Origin of the sequence: Nocardioides furvisabuli, assembly GCF_021083185.1 — a bacterium.
GTDB classification, from domain to species: Bacteria; Actinomycetota; Actinomycetes; order Propionibacteriales; family Nocardioidaceae; genus Nocardioides; species Nocardioides furvisabuli.
The window spans coordinates 550,617-572,808 of record NZ_JAIGQB010000002.1; the positions used below are offsets into that span (position 1 = coordinate 550,617).

At 69.3% G+C, this 22,192-nt stretch carries 27 protein-coding genes; 1 reads left to right on the forward strand and 26 read right to left on the reverse strand.

Going from position 1 to position 22,192, the window contains the following annotated elements; all coding sequences use genetic code 11:
- Nucleotides 1–9: 9 nt before the first annotated feature.
- The 14 genes from ftsX to K4G59_RS05945 all read right to left on the reverse strand — a co-directional run bounded on the left by ftsX (nt 10) and on the right by K4G59_RS05945 (nt 14,101).
- Complete coding sequence (gene ftsX / locus K4G59_RS05880; RefSeq protein ID WP_231249996.1) at nt 10–921, reverse strand: permease-like cell division protein FtsX; 912 nt, start codon at nt 919–921, stop codon at nt 10–12.
- 62 nt (nt 922–983) lie between these two features.
- Nucleotides 984–1,673: a cell division ATP-binding protein FtsE gene (ftsE, locus tag K4G59_RS05885; RefSeq protein WP_231249998.1), complete on the reverse strand. Its 690-nt coding sequence runs from the start codon at nt 1,671–1,673 to the stop codon at nt 984–986.
- Between the two features lie 61 nt (nt 1,674–1,734).
- Entirely contained in the window at nt 1,735–2,850 is a 1,116-nt protein-coding gene (gene prfB, locus K4G59_RS05890) for a peptide chain release factor 2 (protein ID WP_231250000.1), read from the reverse strand.
- A 144-nt stretch (nt 2,851–2,994) separates the two neighbouring features.
- Nucleotides 2,995–3,771, reverse strand: coding sequence for a hypothetical protein (locus K4G59_RS05895; protein WP_231250001.1), 777 nt, complete (start codon nt 3,769–3,771; stop codon nt 2,995–2,997).
- Nucleotides 3,772–3,830: 59 nt separating this feature from the next.
- On the reverse strand, nt 3,831–5,570 hold the full coding sequence (gene treZ, locus K4G59_RS05900; protein ID WP_231250003.1) for a malto-oligosyltrehalose trehalohydrolase: 1,740 nt from the start codon (nt 5,568–5,570) through the stop codon (nt 3,831–3,833).
- A 5-nt stretch (nt 5,571–5,575) separates the two neighbouring features.
- Nucleotides 5,576–7,897, reverse strand: a complete 2,322-nt coding sequence (gene treY, locus K4G59_RS05905) for a malto-oligosyltrehalose synthase (protein WP_231250004.1) — start codon at nt 7,895–7,897, stop codon at nt 5,576–5,578.
- A complete protein-coding gene (glgX, locus tag K4G59_RS05910) occupies nt 7,894–10,074 on the reverse strand; it encodes a glycogen debranching protein GlgX (protein WP_231250006.1) in 2,181 nt (726 codons plus the stop codon). Before glgX ends, treY begins: the two co-directional genes overlap by 4 nt.
- 124 nt (nt 10,075–10,198) lie before the next feature.
- The gene (locus K4G59_RS05915) at nt 10,199–10,648 is read right to left on the reverse strand and encodes a pilus assembly protein TadG-related protein (protein ID WP_231250007.1); all 450 of its coding nucleotides are present in this window, start codon (nt 10,646–10,648) and stop codon (nt 10,199–10,201) included.
- The gene (locus tag K4G59_RS05920; protein WP_231250009.1) at nt 10,645–11,112 is read right to left on the reverse strand and encodes a hypothetical protein; all 468 of its coding nucleotides are present in this window, start codon (nt 11,110–11,112) and stop codon (nt 10,645–10,647) included. The genes K4G59_RS05915 and K4G59_RS05920 overlap by 4 nt, the downstream gene beginning before the upstream one ends.
- Nucleotides 11,109–11,510 carry a TadE/TadG family type IV pilus assembly protein gene (locus tag K4G59_RS05925; RefSeq protein WP_231250011.1) on the reverse strand — a complete coding sequence of 134 codons (402 nt, stop codon included), beginning with the start codon at nt 11,508–11,510 and terminating at the stop codon, nt 11,109–11,111. Before K4G59_RS05925 ends, K4G59_RS05920 begins: the two co-directional genes overlap by 4 nt.
- Nucleotides 11,511–11,519: 9 nt before the next feature.
- A complete protein-coding gene (locus tag K4G59_RS05930; protein WP_231250013.1) occupies nt 11,520–11,717 on the reverse strand; it encodes an RNA-binding protein in 198 nt (65 codons plus the stop codon).
- Nucleotides 11,718–11,766: 49 nt separating this feature from the next.
- Nucleotides 11,767–12,708, reverse strand: coding sequence for a type II secretion system F family protein (locus tag K4G59_RS05935; RefSeq protein WP_231250014.1), 942 nt, complete (start codon nt 12,706–12,708; stop codon nt 11,767–11,769).
- Nucleotides 12,705–13,559 carry a type II secretion system F family protein gene (locus K4G59_RS05940; protein ID WP_231250016.1) on the reverse strand — a complete coding sequence of 285 codons (855 nt, stop codon included), beginning with the start codon at nt 13,557–13,559 and terminating at the stop codon, nt 12,705–12,707. Before K4G59_RS05940 ends, K4G59_RS05935 begins: the two co-directional genes overlap by 4 nt.
- Nucleotides 13,559–14,101, reverse strand: a complete 543-nt coding sequence (locus K4G59_RS05945; RefSeq protein WP_231250017.1) for an ATPase, T2SS/T4P/T4SS family — start codon at nt 14,099–14,101, stop codon at nt 13,559–13,561. The genes K4G59_RS05940 and K4G59_RS05945 overlap by 1 nt, the downstream gene beginning before the upstream one ends.
- A gap of 35 nt (nt 14,102–14,136) precedes the next feature.
- On the opposite strand from K4G59_RS05945, the gene K4G59_RS05950 reads away from it, so the two are divergent.
- Entirely contained in the window at nt 14,137–14,589 is a 453-nt protein-coding gene (locus tag K4G59_RS05950; protein WP_231250018.1) for a hypothetical protein, read from the forward strand.
- Between the two features lie 106 nt (nt 14,590–14,695).
- On the opposite strand, the gene K4G59_RS05955 is transcribed toward K4G59_RS05950, so the two are convergent.
- The 12 genes from K4G59_RS05955 to K4G59_RS06010 all read right to left on the reverse strand — a co-directional run bounded on the left by K4G59_RS05955 (nt 14,696) and on the right by K4G59_RS06010 (nt 21,973).
- A complete protein-coding gene (locus K4G59_RS05955) occupies nt 14,696–15,397 on the reverse strand; it encodes a thermonuclease family protein (protein ID WP_231250019.1) in 702 nt (233 codons plus the stop codon).
- A gap of 450 nt (nt 15,398–15,847) precedes the next feature.
- Nucleotides 15,848–16,330, reverse strand: coding sequence for a hypothetical protein (locus tag K4G59_RS05960; RefSeq protein WP_231250021.1), 483 nt, complete (start codon nt 16,328–16,330; stop codon nt 15,848–15,850).
- 53 nt (nt 16,331–16,383) lie between these two features.
- A complete protein-coding gene (locus K4G59_RS05965) occupies nt 16,384–16,959 on the reverse strand; it encodes a helix-turn-helix transcriptional regulator (protein ID WP_231250022.1) in 576 nt (191 codons plus the stop codon).
- A 575-nt stretch (nt 16,960–17,534) separates the two neighbouring features.
- Nucleotides 17,535–18,053, reverse strand: a complete 519-nt coding sequence (locus K4G59_RS05970) for a hypothetical protein (RefSeq protein WP_231250024.1) — start codon at nt 18,051–18,053, stop codon at nt 17,535–17,537.
- A 611-nt stretch (nt 18,054–18,664) separates the two neighbouring features.
- Nucleotides 18,665–18,844 carry a hypothetical protein gene (locus K4G59_RS05975; RefSeq protein WP_231250026.1) on the reverse strand — a complete coding sequence of 60 codons (180 nt, stop codon included), beginning with the start codon at nt 18,842–18,844 and terminating at the stop codon, nt 18,665–18,667.
- 268 nt (nt 18,845–19,112) lie between these two features.
- Nucleotides 19,113–19,904: a hypothetical protein gene (locus tag K4G59_RS05980; protein WP_231250027.1), complete on the reverse strand. Its 792-nt coding sequence runs from the start codon at nt 19,902–19,904 to the stop codon at nt 19,113–19,115.
- 12 nt (nt 19,905–19,916) lie between these two features.
- Nucleotides 19,917–20,183 (reverse strand): hypothetical protein, encoded by a 267-nt coding sequence (locus K4G59_RS05985; RefSeq protein WP_231250028.1) that lies wholly within the window; start codon nt 20,181–20,183, stop codon nt 19,917–19,919.
- 14 nt (nt 20,184–20,197) lie between these two features.
- Nucleotides 20,198–20,347, reverse strand: a complete 150-nt coding sequence (locus K4G59_RS05990) for a hypothetical protein (protein WP_231250030.1) — start codon at nt 20,345–20,347, stop codon at nt 20,198–20,200.
- Between the two features lie 145 nt (nt 20,348–20,492).
- Nucleotides 20,493–20,798 (reverse strand): WhiB family transcriptional regulator, encoded by a 306-nt coding sequence (locus tag K4G59_RS05995; protein ID WP_231250031.1) that lies wholly within the window; start codon nt 20,796–20,798, stop codon nt 20,493–20,495.
- Nucleotides 20,799–21,012: 214 nt separating this feature from the next.
- Entirely contained in the window at nt 21,013–21,381 is a 369-nt protein-coding gene (locus K4G59_RS06000) for a hypothetical protein (RefSeq protein ID WP_231250033.1), read from the reverse strand.
- Complete coding sequence (locus K4G59_RS06005; protein ID WP_231250034.1) at nt 21,378–21,653, reverse strand: hypothetical protein; 276 nt, start codon at nt 21,651–21,653, stop codon at nt 21,378–21,380. The genes K4G59_RS06000 and K4G59_RS06005 overlap by 4 nt, the downstream gene beginning before the upstream one ends.
- Nucleotides 21,650–21,973 carry a DUF2742 domain-containing protein gene (locus K4G59_RS06010; protein ID WP_231250036.1) on the reverse strand — a complete coding sequence of 108 codons (324 nt, stop codon included), beginning with the start codon at nt 21,971–21,973 and terminating at the stop codon, nt 21,650–21,652. Before K4G59_RS06010 ends, K4G59_RS06005 begins: the two co-directional genes overlap by 4 nt.
- Nucleotides 21,974–22,192 lie beyond the last annotated feature (219 nt).

A 22,192-nucleotide genomic window follows, 5' to 3' on the forward strand; every position in this document is an offset into this window, starting at 1 on the left:
CCCCGCGGCTCACACTTTGAGGTATTTGCGCGTCAGCACGAGTGTCGGGAGCAGCGTGAGCAGCGGACCGAGGATCGCGACCGCCCCGGCGGCCAGCCAGAACTCGTCCCAGCCGATCCACGGGACGAACTTCAGCCGGTTCGCGGAGAGGTCGTCGATGCCGAAGTACATGAAGCCCCAGAGCGCACCGCCGGCCAGCACGACGCCGATCAGGGCGGTCACCAACGCCTCGAGGAGGAAGGGCAGCGCGATGTAGAGCGTCGAGGCGCCCACCAGCCGCATGATGCCGATCTCCTTGCGCCTCGCGAAGGCCGCGAGCCTGATCGTGTTGGCCACCAGGAGCAGGGCGGCGAACACCAGGAAGGCGGCGGTGCCGAGCGCGACCCACTGGAGCATGTTGATCGACTCCAGGATCGGGGCCACCTGCTCGCGCATGTCGCGGACCTTGGAGACACCGTCGAGGCCCTGCACGGCGCTGGTGATGCCTTCGTACTCGTCGGGGTCCTGCAGCGTGATCCACAACGTCTGCGGCATGTCCGCAGCGGTGATCGCGGGGTTCTCACCGGTGAAGAGCTCGTCACCGTAGAGCTCGCGGGCCTTGGAGAGCGCCTGCTCGCTGGACTCGAAGTGGTAGTCCGCCACCTCCGGGTTGTCCTCGACGACGGCGGCGATCTCGGTCTTCTGCGCGTCGGTGACCGCGTTGGGGCACACCGCGCTGCTGTCGTTGACCCGGCACAGGTAGACCGTGATCTGGAGCTGGTTGCCCCAGTGGTCGGCCGCCTTCGACGCCTGCTGGTTGAACAGGACGCCGACGCCGACGAGCGTGAGCGAGACGAACAGGGTCAGCACCACGGCGAGGTGCATGGACACGTTGCGCCGCAGGCCCTGACCGAGCTCGGAGGAGACGTAGCGAAGCTGCATGGAGGGGAGGCTCTCGATCTGTTGCGTCGAAGATCTGGGTGTTGTCAGCGCACGCGCGCGCGTCAGGTCTGGTGGCCGTAGACGCCCTGCGCCTGGTCGCGCACGACGTGGCCGTGCTCGAGCTCGATGACGCGCTTGCGCATCTGGTCGACGATCCCGGAGTCGTGGGTCGCCATGACCACGGTGGTGCCGGTGCGGTTGATCCGGTCGAGGAGCTTCATGATCCCGACCGACGTGGTCGGGTCCAGGTTCCCGGTCGGCTCGTCGGCGATGAGGATCATCGGCCGGTTCACGAAGGCGCGGGCCACGGCCACGCGCTGCTGCTCGCCGCCCGAGAGCTCGTCGGGCATCCGGTCGCCCTTGCCGCTGAGCCCGACCATCTCGAGCGTCTCGGGCACCAGGTCCTTGATCTCCTTGCGCGACTTGCCGATCACCTGGAGCGCGAAAGCGACGTTCTCGGTCACGGTCTTGTTGGGCAGCAGCCGGAAGTCCTGGAAGACGGTGCCGATGTCGCGGCGCAGCCGCGGGACCTTCCAGCTCGCGAGCCGGTTGATCTCCTTGCCCGCGACGTAGACCCGGCCCGAGGTGGGGCGGTACTCGCGGAGCACCAGCCGCAGGAAGGTCGACTTGCCGGAGCCCGACGACCCGACGAGGAAGACGAACTCCCCCTTCTCCACGTCGACCGAGATGTTGTCGAGCGCGGGGTGCGGGTGGCCGGGGTAGGCCTTGGTGACCTTCTCGAAGCGAATCACGGCGTCGAGGCTACGTCAGCGGTGGACGCAGACCCGAAACGCGCCCGAGGCGCTGCCGGACTCAGGCATCGACTTTGTCCGCCCCGCGCCGCCAGCGGATGCCGGCCTCCATGAAGTCGTCGAGGTCGCCGTCGAAGACGGCGCTGGGGTTGCCCGACTCGTGGCCGGTCCGGAGGTCCTTGACGACCTGGTAGGGGTTGAGGACGTAGTTGCGCATCTGGTCGCCCCAGCTGGCCTGCACGTCACCCTTGAGGTCCTTCTTGAGCGCGGCCTCCTCGGCCTTCTTGCGGGCGAGGAGCTTGGCCTTGAGCACGACCATCGCCGAGGCCTTGTTCTGCAGCTGCGACTTCTCGTTCTGGCAGGACACGACGATGCCGGTCGGGATGTGGGTCAGGCGCACCGCGGAGTCGGTGGTGTTGACCGACTGGCCGCCGGGACCGCCGGAGCGGAAGACGTCGGTGCGGATCTCGTTCTCGTCGACCTCGATCTCGTCGGTCTGCTCGAGCATGGGCACCACCTCGACCGCGGCGAAGGAGGTCTGGCGGCGGCCCTGGTTGTCGAAGGGGCTGATCCGCACCAGGCGGTGGGTGCCGGCCTCCACCGAGAGCGTGCCGTAGGCGTAGGGCGCGTGGATGGCGAACTCGGCGGACTTGATCCCCGCCTCCTCGGCGTAGGACACCTCGTAGACCTCGACGCCGTACTTGTGCTGGTCGGCCCAGCGGGTGTACATCCGCATCAGCATCTCGGCGAAGTCGGCGGCGTCGACGCCACCGGCGCCCGAACGGATCGTCACGATCGCCTCACGCTCGTCGTACTCCCCCGACAGCAGGGTGCGGATCTCGAGCGACTCCACGGACTTCTTGATCCGGGCGAGCTCGGCCTCGGAGTCGGCGAGCGAGTCGGCGTCGCCCTCGTCCTGGGCCATCTCGACCATCAGGCTGAGGTCCTCGATGCGGGACTCCAGGCCGGTGAAGCGGTCGAGCTCGCCCTGGAGCGCGGACAGGCGGCCGGTGATGCGGGTCGCGCTCTCGACGTCGTCCCAGAGGTCGGGCGCGGCGACCTGCTCGCTGAGGTCGGCGATCTCGCCGCGCATCCGGTCGATGTTCAGCACCGAGCCGATGGTCTTCATCGTCGCCTGGAGCTGCTTGATCTCTGCTTCGTAGTCGATGCCTGCCACAAGAGCCAAGCCTACGGGCAAACCCACGCACGCTGCTGATCGGCGGTCCGGCGTCGGCGGGCGGGACGGCCTCAGGCAACGGCGGACGCCATCGGGCCTGTGATTCCCGGTGGCGCCCGCCGCTGCGGACCGTGCTGCTCCCGGTCAGCGGGTGCAGAGAACCTCGGGAGTGGCGACGGCGACGGTCGCCGCCGGGGCCGCGGTGGTGGTGGCGTCGAACTTGAGGCGGAAGACGCCGTCGAGGTCGAGCGTCTCGTCGGCGACGAGCGTGCCGACGGCCAGCGCGTGGCTGGCGAGGACCTTCCCGTCCGCAGACACGGCGACCAGGCCGGTCGCGCCCGAGGCGGACTCGTCGGTCAGCGCGTAGGACGCGCGCATCTCGAGGCACTTGCGACCCAGGGTGTACTCCACCGTCGACGGCGTGCCGGCGGTCGTGGTGGCGAGGCTCTGGCCGTAGAACTCAGCCCCGATGTTGACGCCGATCGGAGCGATGTTGGTCATCGGGCCGGGGGTGCGCGAGGTCAGGGTCTGCCAGCGGTAGACCTCGACGGGCATGGACGTGCTGATGCCCTTCCTGATGCCCTTGCTGGCGGGCTTGACCACGCGGTACTCGCGCGACCCGGGCGTGGTGGGCTTGTCCTTGAGGACGTAGGTGCCGTTACGCTTGACCTTCGTGCTCGCGGTGACCTTCCACGACTTCTTGTTGCCCACGCGCTGCTGCAGGACGACCTTCTGGCCGGCGGCCTTGGGGGTCACCCGGCCGCGGACCTTGACCGTGTCCTCCTTGACGATGGCGATCTCGGTGTTCGCCTTGGCCGTGACCTTGTACTTCGCCGGCGCCGCCTGGGCGGCCGGAGCAGTCAGGGCGAGCGATCCTGCGGTGAGTGCCACGGTGGCGGCGAGTGCGGTGATGCGGTTCATGACGTTCCCCGTCGTGTGGGGCCCTGTGTGCGGGCCGTTCACGTGGGAGACGCGCCGACTCAGGGGAAAGTTGCGACCGGTCCGAGCAGCGCGCCCGCGTGTGCGGGCACCGACAGCACCCCGTCGCGTACGACGACTCCCGCCGGCGTCTCGAAGAGCACCTCGCGGTCACCGACCTCCAGCTCGGTCGCGGAGTCGCCGGTGTTGACGACGACCAGCACGTCGTCGCGCCGCATCGTGAACAGCCGCCCGTCCACGGTGCACGACACGGCGCCGAACTCGGGGTCGGTGAGCTGGGGCAGCTCGCGCCGCAGCCGGCCGAGGCGGCGATAGCAGTCGAGGACCACCGCGTGGCGGCCGCCGGCCCGCTCGTCCCAGTCGAGGCGCGAGCGGTGGAAGGTCTCGGGGTCCTGCGGGTCGAGCACCTCGTCGGGGTCCCACCCCATCTGCTCGAACTCGGCGATCCGGCCGTCCGCCGTCGCCCTGCCGAGCTCGGGCTCGGGGTGGGAGGTGAAGAAGGCGAAGGGCGAGGACGCCGCCCACTCCTCCCCCATGAAGAGCATCGGGGTGAACGGTCCGGCCAGCGTCAGCAGCGCGGCGCAGACGACCTGGTCGTCGTCGAGATGCTCGGCCGGACGGTCGCCGCGGGCGCGGTTGCCCACCTGGTCGTGGTTCTGGTTGGCAACGACGAGGCGCCACGTCGGCATGTGCGCGGTGTCGACCGGCCGGCCGTGGTCGCGGTCGCGGAACGAGGAGAAGGTCCCGTCGTGGAAGAAGCCCTTCTCGCACACCTTGGCCAGCGCCTCGAGCGGCTCGAAGTCGGCGTAGTAGCCGGTGGTCTCGCCGGTGAGCGCGACGTGGACGGCGTGGTGGAAGTCGTCGCTCCACTGCGCGTCGAGGCCACGCCCACCGGCCTCGCGCGGGGTGACGAGGGTGGTGTCGTTGAGGTCGGACTCGGCGATGAGCGTCAAGGGCCGGCGCAGGTGCGCGGACAGGGCGGCGGTCTCGATCGCCATCTGCTCGAGGAGGTGGACCTCGGAGGTGTCGCTGAGCGCGTGCACCGCGTCCAGGCGGAGCGCGTCGACGTGGAAGTCCTCGAACCACATCCGCACGTTGTCGAGGATGTAGCGCCGCACCTCGGCCGAGCCCTCGCCGTCGAGGTTGACCAGGTCGCCCCACGTGTTGCGCCCGGCCTTGAGGTAGGGCCCGAACAGCGGGAGGTAGTTGCCCGAGGGGCCGAGGTGGTTGTGCACGACGTCCTGCACGACGCCCAGTCCGCGGGCGTGGCACGCGTCGACGAAGCGGCGGTAGGCGTCCGGGCCGCCGTAGGGCTCGGCGACCGCGAACCAGGCGACGCCGTCGTAGCCCCAGTTGTGGGTGCCGTTGAAGGCGTTGACCGGCATCACCTCCACCAGGTCCACACCGAGGTCGACGAGGTGGTCGAGCCGCTCGATCGCGGAGTCGAGGGTGCCGCCGGGGGTGAACGTGCCGACGTGCAGCTCGTAGACCACCGACCCGGCGAGCTGACGGCCGGTCCAGGAGCCGTCGGCCCACTCGTGCGCCGTCACGTCGCGCCGCGACAGCCCGTGCACGCCGTCGGGCTGGCGGCGCGAGCGCGGGTCGGGCCGCGGGTCGGGCTCGTCGTCGAGGAGGTAGCCGTAGTCGAGTGCCCCGTCCGGCACCGGGCCGGTCGGGGTCCACCAGTCGTCGTCACCGCGGGTCATCGCGACGACCTCGCCGGCCACCTGCAGGCGGACGCGCTCGGGCCGCGGGGCCCAGACGTCGTACGGACCACGCATGCGGATCAGTCCTTCCTCACCAGCAGGGCGACGGGGTGCACCGCCAGCAGGTCGGCCAGCCGGCCGTCGGTGTCGAGCCCGGTGAGCACGTCGTGCCACGTCCCGGACGGGAGGTCGAGCGTCGTGTCGCCCCAGCCGCCGGCGGCCGCGAGGCCGACGGGGAGCCGGGTGACGACCGTGATCGCGCCGCCGCGGTTGTACGCCACCGCGTGGCCCGCGGCGGAGCCGGTCGCGGCGACCGGGGTGTAGCCGGTGAACAGCTCGGGCCGCTCGCGGCGCAGGGTGAGCGCCGAGCAGGTGACGTGGAGCTTGGCGGCGGCGTCGTCCTCGGCCGTGCCGGCGAGCACCGCGGCGCGGTGGCCGAAGTCGACCGGGCGGCGGTTGTCGGGGTCGACGAGCGAGGTCTCCCACAGCTCGCTGCCCTGGTAGACGTCGGGGACACCCGGCATCGTCAGGGCGAGCAGCTTGGCCGCGAGCGAGTTGGCCTGGGCCGGTGCGTCGATGCGGGCCGCGAGGTCGGTCAGCACCGCACGGACCTCCTCGGAGGCGAAGACCGCGTCGACCGCGGCGTGCACCGCGGCCTCGTACGCCTCGTCGGGCTCGGTCCACGTGGTGCGGTCGCCGGCCTCGCGCATCGCCTTCTCGGCGTAGCCGTGGAGGCGCTCGGGGAGGTCGGGCAGGTGGTCGGGGGTCTCCCAGGTCCAGACCGCGCCGAGCACGGCCTGCCACAGCAGCGAGCCGAAGGCGGGGTCGGGGACGGGCGCGAGGCGCAGCAGCTCCTCGAGCGCCTGCTTCCAGTGGCCCGGCTCCTCGGCCAGCACCGTGATGCGGGCTCGAACGTCCTCGCCGCGCTTGGTGTCGTGGGTCGACAGGGTGGTCATCGAGACCGGCCAGTCGCGCTGGCGGGCGGCCATCGCGTCGTGGAACGTCGCGACGTCGACGGAGAAGACCGACGGGTCGGCGCCGACCTCGTTGAGCGAGGTGAGGCGGGACCAGCGGTAGAACGAGCAGTCCTCCACGCCCTTGGCCATCACCATGCCGGAGGTCTGCTGGAAGCGGCGGGCCGGCTGGCCCCACTCGTCATTCATGACCGGCTCGAGGACGTCGAAGGTCCCCGCGAGGTCGGGCCGCTCGGCGCGCGCCGCGGCGAAGGCCTCGTCGAGGTGGTGACGGCCCTCGGGGAGGTAGGAGCGGTAGACCGGGAAGCAGGCGAGCAGCTCCCCGATCGCGTCGGCGACGGCGTCCTCGTCGGCGCTCTCGTCGCGGGCCTCGAGGTAGGTGTCCACCTCGCGGGAGATCCGCAGGACCTCCGAGTGCAGGATCCCGTCGGCGACGGCGCGCTTGTTGTCGTGGACCATCCGGGCCCAGTCGACGGGGGCGCCGCGGAGGCGGTCCTCGAGCGCCGACAGCGGCGCCTCGCCGGCGGGGTCGGTGAGCACCCGGTCGACGAGCGCGAGCGCGTCGTAGCCGGTGGTGCCGGCGGTCGCCCACTCCGACGGCAGCTCCTCCCCCGGCTCGAGGATCTTCTCGACCAGGACGTAGGCGCCACCGGTGAGGGCAGCGAGGTCGTCGAGGTAGCGCTTGGGGTCGCGCAGGCCGTCGGGGTGGTCGACGCGGAGGCCGTCGACGAGGCCCTCGTCGAACCAGCGCTTGATCTCGACGTGGGTCTCGGCGAAGACCTCGGGGTCCTCGACACGGACGGCGGCGAGGCTGTTGACCGCGAAGAAACGGCGGTAGTTGAGGTCCTCGTCGGCCGCGCGCCAGTTGACCAGCTCGTAGTGCTGCTCCTCCAGCGTCGTGGTGCCGGGCGCGAGCGGGAAGCGCTGGTCGTGGTAGCGCACCTCGCCTCCGCCCCTGGCCGAGACCACGACCTTGATCGCGTCCTCGTCGTCGTCACCGATCACGGGGATCACGATGCGACCGTCGCCTGCGGCCCAGTCGACGTCGAAGGCGTTGGCGTGCTCGGAGGCACGACCCAGCCGCAGCACGTCCCACCACCAGGGGTCCTCGCTCGGTGTGGCCACACCGACGTGGTTGGGCACGATGTCGACCAGGATCCCCATGCCGAGGCGGCGCGCCTCGGCGGAGACCGCGGCCAGCCCCTCCTCGCCGCCCCGTTCGGGGTCGACGTGGTCGAAGGCGACCACGTCGTAGCCGTGCGTGCTGCCCGGCTCCGACGCCAGCAGCGGCGAGAGGTAGACCCAGTCCACGCCGAGGTCGTGGAGGTAGGGCAGCACCCGCGCCGCGGCGTACAGGTCGAAGTCGGGGCTGACCTGGAGCCGGTAGGTGCTGTGGGGCGTACGCGTCTCGCTGGCCGGATCGGTCACGAGGTCTCCGTACCCGTCCGGGCCGCCAGCGATGCGGCGACCGAGTGGTCCGGGCTTCCCTCGGGCTCGGAGTGCTCGCGGAGCACGACGAGGCTGTGGGTGCCGAGCGCGAACGTGCCGCCGGCCTGCAGCGCCGTCTCGGCGTCGGCGTCACCGCCGGTGTCGATGACGACGTCCCACGCGCCGGCGTACTCCTCCGTCGGCAGCGTCACCTGCGCGTCGCCGTCGGCGTTGAAGTAGAGCAGGAAGTGGTCGTCGGTGATGGTGCCGCCGCGGGCGTCCTTGCCGGCGATGCCGTTGCCGTTGAGGTACATCCCGATCGCCTTGCCGCCCTCCCAGTCGCCGTCCTCCATCGGCTCGCCGTCGAGGTCGAGCCACACGATGTCGTTGAGGCGCTCGCCGTCGCCGGTGCGCACCGTGTGGCCGGTGAAGAAGCGCTTGCGGTGGAAGGTCGGGTGCTCCGCGCGCAGCTTGGCGACCGCGGCGGTGAACTCGATGAGCGGCTTGTCGGCGTCGTCCCAGTGGACCCAGCTGATCTCGCTGTCCTGGGCGTAGGTGTTGTTGTTGCCGTCCTGGGTGCGGCTGAGCTCGTCGCCGTGCAGCAGCATGGGCACGCCCTGGCTGAGCAGCAGGGTGGCGATGAAGTTGCGCTGCTCGCGGGCGCGCGCCCCGAGGATCTCGGGGTCGTCGGTCGGGCCCTCGACGCCGTGGTTCCAGGAGCGGTTGTGGCTCTCGCCGTCGTTGTTGTCCTCGCCGTTGGCGTCGTTGTGCTTCTCGTTGTAGGACACGAGGTCGCGCAGCGTGAAGCCGTCGTGGGCGGTGACGAAGTTGATGCTCGCGAACGGGCGGCGGCCGGAGTGCTCGTAGAGGTCGGAGGAGCCGGACAGGCGCGAGGCGAAGTCGCCCAACGAGGGCTCGCCGCGCCAGAAGTCGCGGACGGTGTCGCGGTAGTCGCCGTTCCACTCGGTCCACTGGGGCGGGAAGCCGCCGACCTGGTAGCCGCCGGGGCCGATGTCCCACGGCTCGGCGATCAGCTTGACCTGGCTGACGACCGGGTCCTGCTGCACCATCTCGAAGAAGGTGGAGAGCTTGTCGACGTCGTAGAACTCGCGGGCCAGGGTCGCGGCGAGGTCGAAGCGGAAGCCGTCGACGTGCATCTCGGTGACCCAGTAGCGCAGGGAGTCCATGATCAGCTGCACCGAGTGCGGGTGGCGCACGTTGAGGGTGTTGCCGGTGCCGGTGTAGTCCATGTAGTAGCGCTGGTCGTCCTCGACGAGGCGGTAGTAGGCCGCGTTGTCGATGCCCTTGAAGCTCAGCGTCGGGCCGAGGTGGTTGCCCTCGGCGGTGTGGTTGTAGACCACGTCGAGGATGACCTCGATGCCGGCGGCGTGCATGGCCTTGACCATCGCCTTGAACTCCTGGACCTGCTGGCCCTGGTTGCTCGAGGCGTAGTCGGCGTGCGGGGCGAAGAAGCCGAGGGTGTTGTACCCCCAGTAGTTGCGCAGGCCCTGGTCGAGCAGGGTGGAGTCCTGGACGAACTGGTGCACCGGCATCAGCTCGATGGCGGTGACCCCGAGCTTGGCCAGGTGGCCGGTGATCGCCGGGTGCGCCAGTCCGGCGTACGTCCCGCGCTGCTCCTCGGGCACGTCGGGGTGCAGCTGGGTCAGGCCCTTGACGTGCGCCTCGTAGATGAAGGACTCGTTGTAGGGGATCCCGAGGCGGCGGTCGCCCTCCCAGTCGAAGAACGGGTTGATGACCACGCCGTGCGTCATGTGCGCCGCGGAGTCGTCGTCGTTCCTGCTGTCCTCGTCGCCGAAGTTGTAGGCGAACAGCGACTGGTCCCAGTCGATCTCGCCGGCCGTGGCCTTGGCATACGGGTCGAGGAGGAGCTTGTTGGGGTTGCATCGCTGCCCCTGCGTCGGGTCCCACGGCCCGTGGACGCGGTAGCCGTAGCGCTGGCCGGGCTGCACCGTCGGGATGTAGCAGTGCCAGACGTAGGCGTCGACCTCGGTGACCTCGAGCTTCGTCTCCACGAAGCTGCCGGGGTTGTCCGGGTCGGGGTCGAAAAGGCAGAGCTCGACGCGCTCGGCGACCTCGCTGAAGAGCGCGAAGTTCGTGCCGCTGCCGTCGAAGGTGGCGCCCAGGGGGTAGGCCGTGCCGGGCCAGGTCTCGGTCATGGCACGACGCTACCGGCGACCGGCCGGTAGTTCCTCATGGCTCATCTCATGGGGTGGGAGCCGGTGGCGGTCGTCACCTCGACCTCCGGCTGCCTTTCCGGACGTCCCTCCCCTGCCCGGGGCTTCACCCGGCAGGCACGACCGTCACCGCGGCCGTGCTGCTCGCACCGATCTCCGGCCTGGCGGGAGAGCCCGGGATCCGCAGCGGCAGGTCGAGCGGCGCTCGCAGGAGCACCGTCACCGAGCGACCGGCTGCATCGACCCGCACGGCCACGTCGATGCCGGGGTACTTCGCGCCGGCCCCGGCACGGCCGAGGTAGTCGCGCACGGCAGCCTCGACCGCGGCCTCCTGCTGCAGCAGCCGCTGCCCGTCGAGGCCCTGCTCGTAGACCCCTGCCGAACCGAGGTCCGCGCCGTGGAGGGCAGCTCCGTCGGCGAGGTTGTCGAGCCCCTGCCGCTGGAGGTACGCCGCCGAGGCGTCGACGACGACCACGATTGCCATCACCAGGATGCCGGCGAGACCGAGGATCAACATCGTGACCTGGCCGGCCTCGTCGCGCACCCGCCGCCTCACGGTTCGGGCTCCTCGTCGTCGTCCGGCGCGCTCTCGACGTACTGGCCGATGGGCACGGTGTGGGTGGCGTCGAGGGAGAAGCTGGGTGCGCCCTCCGCGTCGAGGACCGCCGGGAAGAGCGGCAGGTCCACACCGGAGTCGACCCGTACGGTGATCACCGCCGTGCCGGCGTGGCAGCTGCCGGTCGGCGACTCGCAGGTGACCTGGACGCGGGCCCGCTGTCCGGGGGCGCCCTGGTCGGCGAGGACCTGCTGCACCACCGCCTCGGCCCGCGCCTGGCCGGTCGCGTCGTCGGGAGCGAGGGCGTACGCCCGTCCGGCTGCGCGCGCCGCGGCCGTCGTGGCGAACGCGCCCTGCTGGACCTCGAAGACCGACAGGATGATCCAGACCAGCGGGACGATCAGGATGATCGCCAGCCAGCTGAACTCGACGAGCGCGGAGCCGGAGTCGTCGCGGCTCCTCATGGCTGCACCGCAGCCCGCTCGGCGATGGCGTGGCCCTCGACGCGGACGCGGATTCCCGTGTCGCCGAGGCCGAGGACGGCGACCTCCGCCTCGATGACCGTCTCGAAGCCCGGTGCGCCACCGACGAGGGCGGGTCGCACGCTGACCGAGCGGGAGAACTCCTCGGACAGCGCGCCGTCGACCAGCTCCTGCGCCTTGGCCGCACCGGCGGGCGCCGATGATCCCGCGACGGCTGCATGGCGCGCCCCCTCGGACGCGGCCGAGGCGAGGGTGTTGCGCACGTGGAGCACGAGCGCGAGCTGGAGGATGCCGAGGACCAGCGGCAGCAGGACCAGCAGGACGAGGACGAAGTCCACGACCGCCGCCCCGCGCTCTCCGGTCCGGGCGCGAGCCGACACGGGTCCGGCCTAGCCCTGCACCATCGAGAAGGCCTGGCGCAGCAGCCGCATGAGCTCGTCGCTCACGAACGGCGTCAGCGCGGCGACCACGATGGCGGTCATCAGGGTGACCATCACCCAGCCGGGGACGTCGCCCCGGTCGTCGCGTGGTCGGTCGGCGGTCGGGAGGGCGACCTGGAGGAGGAGTCCCGAGATGAAGTGGTGCATGTCGTGTCCTTTCAGGGTGCGACAGGTCGGCGGAGGGGAGTCGGCGGTGTCAGGGCGTGGTGAGGCGCAGGCCCAGCACGCCGGGGTAGAAGGCGAACAGGATGGTCACCGGCAGGACGAAGAAGACGACGGGCGCCATCATCGCGATCTCCTTGCGCGCGGCGGTCTCGATGAGCAGGCGGCGTCCGGCCTCGCGTACGTCGGCGGCCTGGGCGTGCAGCACATCGGCCAGGGGTGTGCCGCGCTCCATCGCGACGGTGATGCCCGTGGCGAAGCGCGCCACGATCGGCAGCCCGGTGGAGCGGGCGAGGGACTCGAAGGCCTGGCCGACCGGCTCACCGGTGCGGATCCGGGCGAGCACCGTGGCCAGGTCCTCCGAGAGCGCGCCGTGGCTGCGGCGCACCACCCGGTCGAGCGCGGCGACCGGGCTCTCCCCCGCTGCGACCGAGAGCGCGAGCAGCTCGGCGACCGTGGGGAACTCGGTGAGCACCTGGCGCTCGCGGTTCTTCACCTGGGTGCTGAGCCGGTTGTCGCGCAGGAAGAGTCCGCAGACGAAGCCCAGGAGGCAGAACACCACCGCCGACCCGACGCCGCCGACACCGCCGAGCGCGCGGAGCAGCGCGACCGCGGCGGCTGCACTGAAGCCGACCAGGCCCCACACCACCTGCTCGATGCGGAAGTCCTGAACGGTCCGATCGAGCCCGGCGCGCTGCAGGCGACGGCGTACGGACGTGCCGCCGCCCAGGACGCGCTCGACCATGTCGGCGGCCGAGCGCAGCACAGGCCCGAAGATCCCGGCTGCGGCTGACGTCGGGCTGCTCGGCGCCGGGTGGAGCGCGCGGGGCTGGTCACGTAGCGGGACGTCACGGAGGTAGGGCAGGACCCGCACGTCGAGCTGCGGACGGCGCAGCACCATCACCCGGAGCACGACCATCAGCAGGCCGACCGCGGCGACGCCGCCGAGCGCTCCACCCCAGATCGCGGCGCTCACGACAGGATCCGCTTCTCGACCGGGAGCCGGCCGATGCGCATCATCGCGGTGTAGGCGAGCACGCAGACACCTGCTCCGATCCCGAGGACGACCACGCCGCCGGGCGAGGCGTAGTGCCGGATGGCCGTGGTCTGGAACGACATCAGCAGCAGCACGATCCAGGGTGCCGAGACAGCGAGCCGGGCGCCGTTGACCGTCCACGCCTGGCGCGACTCGAGCTCGGAGCGCGTGCGGGCGTCGTCGCGCAGGAAGCCCGAGAGGTTGCGCAGCAGGCGACCGAGGTCACCGCCACCCACCTCGCGGGCGAGCCGCAGGCCCTCGACCACCCTGTCCCCGACCGGGTCGGCGAGGCGGTCCTTGAGCCGGTCGAGGCACTCGCCGAAGCGGCCGGTGACCTGGTAGTCGAGGGCGAAGCGTGCGAAGTCGGCGCGCAGCGCCTCGGGACCGGTGGCGCCGAGCGCGGCGACGGCGTCGGGCAGGGACAGCCCCGCGCGCACGGCGCTGGCGAGGTTGTCGACGGCCTCGGGCCACACCTCGGCGAAGTCGCGCAGGCGCCGCGCGGCCCGCTGGCGCAGGACCGCGATCGGCAGGTAGGCCGCCATCACCGCGAAGACGAAGGCCACCGGGGCGGTGCGGGAGACGGCCTGCACCAGCACGAATGCGACCACGAAAAGGGCCGCGCACAGCGACAGCACGCTCGCGGAGGTGACGTCCCCCAGGCCGGCCCGGCCGAGCAGCCTCCCCAGCGCCGTGGACGTGCGGGTCGGGGTGCGCGGCCGGCGCGGCAACGCGAAGGCCGACCAGACGAGCATCAGCCCCACGCCCACGCCGAGGCCGACCAGCGCACCCATCAGAGCTCTCCGGCCGTGCTTGCCAGGACCTGGTGGATGTCGATGCCGACCCGCTCGTAGCGCTCGACCCGCGCGGGCACTCCCCCGGTGCGGCGCAGCTCCGCACCGTCGCGCACGAAGATCGGCTCCACCTCGATCACGTCCGCCTCGACGCGGCCCGGGACGGCCACGATCTCGTTGACACGGCGTACGCCGTCAGCGCCGAGGCCGAGGTGGACGACGAGGTCCACCGAGCTCGCCACCGTCGGCACGACGAAGCGCGCCGAGATGTTGTCCCCGGCCAGCAGCGGGAGCGTGCACATCTTCACCAGCGCCTCGCGCGCACTGTTGGCGTGGAGGGTGCACATGCCCGGCAGGCCGGAGTTGAGCGCCAGCAGCAGGTCGAGGCACTCCGCGGCGCGCACCTCTCCGACCAGGATCCGGCTCGGACGCATCCGGAGCGCCTCCTTGACCAGGTCACGCAGCACGATCGCGCCCGTCTGCTCGAGGCCCGCCTGGCGGGTCTGCATGGCGACCCAGTCGGGGTGGTTGAACCGCAGCACAAACAAGCGGCTACTACAGACCACTAGGAGTCACCGTGACCACGTCCATTCACACCGCAATCCCGCTCCGAAGCAAGGAGCTCTCCGAGGACAACCACCTCGACACTCGGCCCTGCCCGTCGTGGTGCTGGGTCGCCACCGACAACGTCAACAGGTACCCGCACGAGACCGACCCCGACCGGATCACTGTGGCTCGCCACACGACCGGGGACCCCATCGACGTGCGCGCGAGCCTGTACGGCGCGGACCAAGAGAAGGGGGACGTCGTCAGGTCCGCCACATTGGAGGTCGCCATCGAGCAGGACGGCTGCGAGGACCCGCAGATCGAGGTGGCGCTACGGCACTACAAGCGCGAGCGGAGAGACAACGGCCTCTATTCCTCGGTCATGCATTACGACCCCGACCGCCTGCGACTCACGGTCGAGGACGCTCGAGAGCTGGCCCTCGTCCTGACGCACCTCGCCGACGTCGCAGGGGGCAAGGGCTGACGCTCCCTCCGTACGAAAGAGAAACCGCCCCCGGCGAAGGTAGCGCCGGGGGCGGTTCGCCGTTCGGTCTAGGCAGCGGCGGGTGCCGCGTGGATGCGCCCGTTGATCACCAGCAGGAGTTCCACAGGCCGCGGTTCTTGTTGCGGGCCTGGTTGATGGCGCGGACGTACTGACCGTCGCGCGCGACGGGCTTGCCGCCGAAGACGTAGCGCTTGGTGTAGCCGTTGTAGGCCTGCCGGTAGGAGAGGTCCTTGAAGCCGCCGCGCTTGGCCACGTAGCGGAGCAGGCGGCCGTAGCGGTCCTTAGCGGCCTGGCTGCGGTCGGAGACGAGGTCGACGGTGGAGCGGACGGGTGCGAGCCTGCGGAGGTTGCGGGTGGCGTCTGCTGCGCCGCAGCGGCCGCGTTCGGGCGTGTTGATGCCGAGCATGCGGACGCTGACCAGTGCGCCGCTCTTGAGACGGACCTTGAGCGTGTCACCGTCGATGACCTTCACGACGTTGCCGGTCTCGCGGTAGAGCGCAGGGCCGGGGTTCGAGTTGTTGTTGCCGCCGGTGTTGCCGGGGGCGGGCTGTGGGTTGCCGCGGCCGATGCAGGGGCACGGGTTGGACTCGCAGACGACTCCATCGCCATCGGAGTCGAGACGGTGGGGGTCCCCGGGGCCGGCGTTGTTGAAGAACGTCTGGGCGGCGGCCTGGGTGGCGAAGTCGCTGCAGTCGCGGTCGTAGAACGCCTGAGCGGGCTGGCTGAAGGTGGCGAGGCCGGCGAGGGCCACGAGCAGGGCGAGCGCCCTGGCGATGTGCTTGATCATGATGTTTCCCCTGTTGTGGTGACGCTGACGGCGTCACGCTGTCATGCCAGTCCTGACGTCCGCTGGCGTTCGGAAGATCTCCCCCCATTTGGGCCAATCCATCACGGGTGCGGCACCAGATTGCTCGAACATGTGTTCTATTCTGCGGGGATGCCGCGCACACCCCCGTTCCACGTGTGGGTTGACCTCACGGGCAAGTGGGCGGGGGCTGCCCCTGGGGTCCTGTTGGCTTGGCGACACAGCGACCGGCGCGGGTGGGAGGCGTGGGTGGTGCGCGCAGAGTCGTACTCCACGGGGCACGGCGTTGAGACTCTCCTGACACAGGCGTGGGTGTCAGCGGCGCTAGTGAAACCCGCCGACGAGCGGGGCTGAGTTCAGCAAAATCCCCCCCAAAGCCGAGGCAGGGCCAGGACCGACCTGCGGAGGGCTCCATGTCCTGCCAGTTTGACCCTAGTCAGCGTTCACCGAGTTGGCCGTTGCTCCGCCACCCTGAGGATCCGACAGTTCGATCTCGGTCTGGTCATCGAGTTCGGCGAATGAATGCAGCAGGCCCAGAGTGAACGCGGGGTAGAGCGTGCGACCGCTCAAGTCCTGAGTCAGTTCGCGAGCGTACGGGTGGATAGCGGGAGCACCTACCAACAGAGCGAAGCCCTCAAGTTGGTCGTCTGTGAACTCGACCTCCTCGGGATCTCCCGTGATGTGGAAAGTCGCGATGCACTCAGCCGAGATAGTCCACAGCGGGATCGGTTCGCCTTCCCCGTCATCTTCGCGCTCTTTGCTGGCGTCAGTCGTGTAGCGGGCGCGGACCTCCACAGCGTCGCCCCGGCGCTCTCCGACGACATGGACCTGCGTATCCGTGATGAAGGGTGGACCTTGAAATCTATCGAACGTCTCGAGCTGCGTGCCCACCGTGTAGACCTGCGCAAGCTCCACGTGCTTCAGAACGACGCGCGCAGTCTCCTTGAGATCCCGAACGGTGCGAGACCTCAAAGGGGGCTCCGAAGCTTGCTCTTCAGGTAGTCCTCAGCCCCCGAAGTGCCAGCCTGGCCCTTCACGGACCCCGCACCTACCCGCAATCCCGTGCCGGAGCGGGCGACGCTCTGGCGCCGCCGCGCCAGCCAGGCGTCGACGATCGCAGCGGAGTCCAGGCTAAGACCATTCGTCTCGTCGAGCTTTCGTTCCCTGCGAGCCCAGTCCACGACCTCACTCCATGCCCAGACCCTCTTGCCGCCCGGGAACCCAAACGGACGCGGAAAGCTTGACCCGCGCGTTCCCTTGGCCCAGTTCTGCACCGCTTGGCGGGTGAGGCCTAGGCGCTCGGCAATCTCCGGGCCATCCACCAAGTCGTGGTCCACTCGAACGATGCTCAGGTGGACAGTCTCTAGCTTTGGAACGACTGCGATGGCAGCGTCGTGTCCCGTTGGGCCGTCAACGTAGACGAACACACTGATCCGTCCGCAACGCTCGACCAGCGTCCCGTCGAACTGCTCGTAGAACTCCTCGCTCAGCTTCTCCACCGAGAGATGTGAGGTCGCCTCGAGCCCGACCCGGTACTCCGCCATTAGTGAGCTCCCCTACTCGCTGTTGTCACTTGACAACACTATAGGGATACCTACTAGTGAGCAATGACGATCGGCTCACATGGCGGGACTGTCTAGTCGCCCTGGCGGCGCTTGCTCCCCCAGCGGCGCTGCTGCTTCCTGATGTCGCCGTCCTTGCGCGGGCACTTGCGTGCCTCGCGAAGCAAGTCTTGTGCGTGTCGCTGCGGATTGCGGGGGCTACCGCTCACGGATACCTGACAGCATCCGTTGGCGCAGCAGAGCAGGCCCCAGTGCCCTCCCGCGAGCAACTCGAATCCAGCGCCCTTGAGTTTGAGGATCTCCTTGAGCGCCTTCCGGACCTCTTTCTCGGGGTGGTCTCCGGGGGCGCGCGCCTTACGCGCAGACACCACGCTGCCCCCTCCTGATAGATCGATCGGCGCCCCCAAGACACCGCAGGGTCGCGCTAGGCCGCCGTAGCAGCTTGTCAGGGACATCTTGCCAGTCGTCAGCGACAAGTCCTTCCGCACACGCACAACTCCAGTTCGCTCCCGCACTGGCTCGAGGCACGTTCTCGCGCAGGGACTCGATGTCGCGGGTCAAAGCTTGGAGGCGAGATGAGTTTTCGCCGCTTCCTCGAACGACCGCAGCGCAGTTGCTCGAGCGTCCTCAAACGCGGCGCCCGGGTTAGGGTCGTTCTGCCTTGGGTGAAAGTCGCGGGACGCAACCATGAGCTCGTGCGCCGAAGGCGTCAGTTCGGGATGAAGCAATCGGATCAGGGCCATCGAACGTCGACAGTCCTTGAGCGCGGCCGCGATGTCTCTAAAAGCATCTCCACGCCGGTCCCACTGGTCCTGGTTTCCTTGGCCGTTGCCCGCTTCACGGTGAATCTGCAACTCGAGAATTGTCCATCCGAGATCCTGCTGGGCAACCCAGAGCGCATCGCAGGCGCCCCAAAAGTCCGCTATCAGGGCCCTGAGTTCATCCCGGCGCTGTAGGCCCTCGTTTGCAGTTATCTGCCGCGCTGCCACAACGCCAACAGCCCTCGCGCCGACGAGTGCGCCGACCACGGCGCCGATCAAGCCGCTCAGAAGGTTCCCCAACGCGTCCATGTCCACTACTGCCCCTTGATCGTCTCGGGGACGCTACAGCGGCGAGAACGTCCCGGTCAGGACATCCTCGCCGCTGTGGATCAGTGCGCGACCCTGAGCCGTTCGCCGAACATGATCGCTGCGGCCTCGCTCGTCACCTGGCCGATCCGAGCCGACCTAAAGTCATTGGTCCATCGGTCGAGCTCTGTCGCCACCGCTGGCAGATTGCCGGCCATCGTCGAGAGTGGTCGACCAGTACCAGCGCGAGAGCTCGACGGCCTTTAGGTGTGCCCTCCGGAGGCGCTTGATGGTGCTGGAGGAACTCCCGACTGGAAGTAAAACGTTCTCCGGATCGTCAGGTCCGATCGCATTCTCTAGGCCGCCCTGACCTTGGATCGCTGCGTTGCTCCGAAACGTCGCCGCCCCCGCACACTGGCGCAGGCTTGGCTGCGAGGGGTCTTTGTCGACCTTGATCGTCTTGTGGCACGTGATTAATCCGCCAGAGTGCGCCATGGCGGCCCACTCGTTGGCCGGGTGCGGGCCAAGGAACCCCGGCTCGGCGTTGCGGCGCCACGGGCACTCGTTGCACGGCTTCTTGGCGGCCTCAAGCAGACAGCCCTGTCCCACAGCCGCCCTCATCAGATCGACTCCGGATCGAAGATTCCGTCCTCGACGGGCATGGCCTCCTGCTCGTCACGGAGGTCGAGCGCCTCGATCTCGGCCTGAATCTCCTTGAGCCGAAGCGTCAAAGGCGACAGGTCGCGCGGTTGAGTGCGCTCATCGTTGAACGCAGCCCACAGCTTGTCCCTCAGAGCCACGAGAAGCTGCCTGCGATCATCCGACGCCGCAGCGGTCCTGACGTCCCTACGGGGCCCTACGTTGTCTTTACGGGCCATCTCAGGCCACCTCCGGTCCAGTGTTTTCATGCAGGGAGGGATGCGGACATAGGCCAGCAGTCCTTCGCGGGTGGGTGGGGAGGGTGCCCTCCCCACTGCGCTGATCGAGAGCACTGCATGACTAGGTCAACTGACTCACACAGAGCGAGATCCACAGGGGCTGAACGCCTCTCACACACACGCATGGTCGTCACGGGATCATCACCACGCCCATCTGCTGGCGGCGCTCTTCGCGGGCGCGCTCGGGAGCTGCTGCCTCATAGTTCTGGTGGTCCTGGGCGCCCTGTGCGATCCTCGCGGCGCGCTCGGCGTACGTGGTGGTGCTAGCGAGCTCGATCGGCACGTCGAGGCGGATGACGTCGATGCACTTCGGGGTTGTGCCCAAGCCCTGCACCTGCTCGTAGGTGAGGTCCGCCACCATGATGGGGCGCCCATGCTGTCCGACGTACGCGGCGCCGAGGTTCGCAAGTGCGTGCCATCCCTTGCCGACCTCTTCGACGATGGCCGCAGCTTCCCGTGCCTCACCCCACGGCGTGAGCGCCTGGGTCGGCAGACCTACCGGGAGTCCGTCGTCTAGAGGGCTGACGCCAGGGACCAGATCACGGAAGCGCCTGAGTGCTGCTTCGGCCTTCTCGACCGCAGGACGCCAGGAGTCGATGACGGCGTCTGCGTGCTCGAGCAGAGCGTTAGCGCCGCGCTGGTGTGCGTGCTCGTTGAGTCGGTGCTCGATGTTGAGGTCGATGAGCTGCTGGGCGATGGCGGCGCGCTGCACATCCTTGGAGGCCAGCGGGTCCTTTCCCGCGAGGATCGAGGCGGCGACGGCTGCGGTGATGTCGGGGACATCCTTGAATGCTCGGCGTTCGGTGCGGAGACGCTCGACGGACTCGAGTGCCTCGGCGAGCTTGGGTGGCAGTGTGGCGCCGAGGCGCTTGGTGGTAGCGACGACGAACGGGAGGGCGGTGCGGGTTGCAAGGTCAGACATGGTGGCTCCTGGTCAGTTACTGGGGAGGGAGACTTCGGCGAACTCGCCGGGGTCGGTTGGGTTGGTGATGCACTCGGTGAACATCACGAGCAGTGCGGCGGCGAAGCCTGCGAAGGCGTCGTCCTTGGTCTGCGGCTTGCAGTACTCCTGCAAGTGCGCGTAGGTCGCGGCTGCATCGCCGGCCGATGAGGCGAGATCGCGGATGAGGTCACGGGCCTCTTCGTAAAGCTGGTCAGGGATCTTCGGGGCGGTGCGCTCGTGCTCGATGGTTTCGGTCATGGCGGGGCTCCTGGTCAGTCGTTGTCGGGGGCGAAGAGGCGGGCGACGAAGTGGCGCATGATCTGCTCGGGGTCGTCGACGGCTTGCGGCGCCTCGATCTCGTCGTCCGGGGTTGGGCGGTTGAAGAGAGCTCGGGTTAGCGGGGTCAGCGGGTCGGTGCTCACTGGCTGTTACTCCTTTCGGCGTGGTTGTGGGCGTGGCACTGCCAGCCGCCCGTGGCGGTGAGGTTGTCGACGTGTCGAGGGTCGACGGCGGTTCGTGCTTTGCAGTCAGGTGCGCGGCACTCGAGCCAGGCGAGTGGGTGGGCGGTCATGCGGCGTTCTCCTTGCGCTTTCGGGTGGTCGGGGTGAGGTCGCGACCGCCCCAGACGCCTGCGGGTTCGCGTTGGGCGAGGGCGTAGGCGAGGCAGGCGGGTTGTGCGGGGCAGAAGCCGCACGCAGCGGCGGCGTCCTGTCGTGCGGGTGCGTCGGCGTCGCTGCTCCACTGGTCGGGGCGCTGCTTGCACACGGGCTGTCGTCCGTCGTCGGCCATGGTGTCGAGGGCGTCGGCGAGTGCCTGGAAGGCGTTGACGGCTTCGGGGCGGATGCCGAAGGCCGAGCCTGCACGGCGGCTCATCAGATGACTCCCAGCGTGGTGTCACCCGTGTCACCGTTGTCACCCGTGGGGGCCGAATCGGGGTGCAGATCCGCTGTCGGCTTGAGGTGTTCAGAGAGAAGAGAGGGCCATCGCGTAAACGTCACGGTTGGGGTGCGACGTTTGGTCGAAACGTCACGGTCTGACACAGACGTTTCGGACCTAACGTCACGGTTGAAGCGTGACGGTGATCGATTCACGACGCCCTCCTCTTGTGGACCGGGCAGGGCTTGCTCTTGCCGTCCAGTGACCCCTTGCGGACGTCGTGAGCGGGCACGATGAGGCACATCGGGATCGAGCCCTCATCGAGGAATCCGAGCTCGACGGCCTGACGTACGGCTTCGTGGACGCGCTGACGACTCAGCGGCTTGGGCACGTCTCCCCGCGGGAAGGGGCCGGCGAGGACGAGAGCGACCTCTCCGCGCTTGAAGCGGGCGTGACCGTCGTTGTCGTGGCTTCCGTAGGCCAGCGCGACAACTCGGAGCCACCGGGGCAGCGCAGGGCTTCCCGACCGCTCGAGCCAGGAATCCTGATAGTGCCGCGCCCACTCGCCTTCGCGCCTCACCACAACGCCTCCTGTGCGAGGGAGGGCTGATTGGCGGGCACGGTCTCTGAGAGGTCGAGCGCGGCCTGCTGAGCGTCTTCTATGACCGCGGGCGCGCGACCCTCGATCTGGTCGAGAAGGCGGTTGGCGATGGTGGTTGAGGTGGCCCATGCCGATCGGCGGTTGACCCAGATCGGAGAGTGCTCGCCAAGAGCGGCCAGGCGGCGACGTGCCTCCACCTTCGGACCGCTCACGAATGCCGTTGCGTGATCGAACTCAACGCGCCACGTCATGCGACATCACCGCGAATCCACTCCCAGAACTCGGCTTCAAGTTCGGCGGGTGCGGGGCGCCGGATGGGCGACGTGTTCATCTGCGCCACGTACTCGCCGTCTTCGGCCTGCTTGTTCGCACGGCTCAGCGCAAGCACCTCGTGGCGTAGACGCTCCTCGAGCTCGTCTCCGTCGCGCGCCCATGACTCAGCGGCAATGACAACGGCGGCGACCTTCGCAGGCGAACTCTCGGGCAGCGCACACCACTCAGGAGAGCCATAGGAGGGCGCTCCGGGGGCGCGGGCGATCATCTGGGCCGCCCATTCCTTCCGGGCGCTCACAGAGGCCCCACGGTGTGCTCAGGGCAGCCAAACCCCAGCCGCAACAGGGCCAGATCCGACGATGCGCAGCACCACGGGCCCGTGTCGCGCGGAATGGGCTTTGCGATCGCTACACTGGCGGCAGTTGAGTTGACGTTTCGAGGGCGCTCTGTGGCGGGGCGCCCTCCGTCATGTTCAGGCAGCCCCATGCAGACCACCGCCGCTCAGCAGGGCTGCGAG

Coding starts and splice junctions, on each gene's coding strand:
- ftsX (WP_231249996.1), bottom strand. CDS start 921: ATGCAGCTTCGCTACGTCTCCTCCGAGCTCGGTCAGGGCCTGCGGCGC.
- K4G59_RS05895 (WP_231250001.1), bottom strand. CDS start 3,771: ATGAACCGCATCACCGCACTCGCCGCCACCGTGGCACTCACCGCAGGA.
- treZ (WP_231250003.1), bottom strand. CDS start 5,570: ATGCGTGGTCCGTACGACGTCTGGGCCCCGCGGCCCGAGCGCGTCCGC.
- glgX (WP_231250006.1), bottom strand. CDS start 10,074: ATGACCGAGACCTGGCCCGGCACGGCCTACCCCCTGGGCGCCACCTTC.
- K4G59_RS05920 (WP_231250009.1), bottom strand. CDS start 11,112: ATGAGGAGCCGCGACGACTCCGGCTCCGCGCTCGTCGAGTTCAGCTGG.
- K4G59_RS05930 (WP_231250013.1), bottom strand. CDS start 11,717: ATGCACCACTTCATCTCGGGACTCCTCCTCCAGGTCGCCCTCCCGACC.
- K4G59_RS05940 (WP_231250016.1), bottom strand. CDS start 13,559: ATGGGTGCGCTGGTCGGCCTCGGCGTGGGCGTGGGGCTGATGCTCGTC.
- K4G59_RS05955 (WP_231250019.1), bottom strand. CDS start 15,397: ATGATCAAGCACATCGCCAGGGCGCTCGCCCTGCTCGTGGCCCTCGCC.
- K4G59_RS05965 (WP_231250022.1), bottom strand. CDS start 16,959: ATGGCGGAGTACCGGGTCGGGCTCGAGGCGACCTCACATCTCTCGGTG.
- K4G59_RS05980 (WP_231250027.1), bottom strand. CDS start 19,904: ATGTCTGACCTTGCAACCCGCACCGCCCTCCCGTTCGTCGTCGCTACC.
- K4G59_RS05985 (WP_231250028.1), bottom strand. CDS start 20,183: ATGACCGAAACCATCGAGCACGAGCGCACCGCCCCGAAGATCCCTGAC.
- K4G59_RS05995 (WP_231250031.1), bottom strand. CDS start 20,798: ATGAGCCGCCGTGCAGGCTCGGCCTTCGGCATCCGCCCCGAAGCCGTC.
- K4G59_RS06005 (WP_231250034.1), bottom strand. CDS start 21,653: ATGACGTGGCGCGTTGAGTTCGATCACGCAACGGCATTCGTGAGCGGT.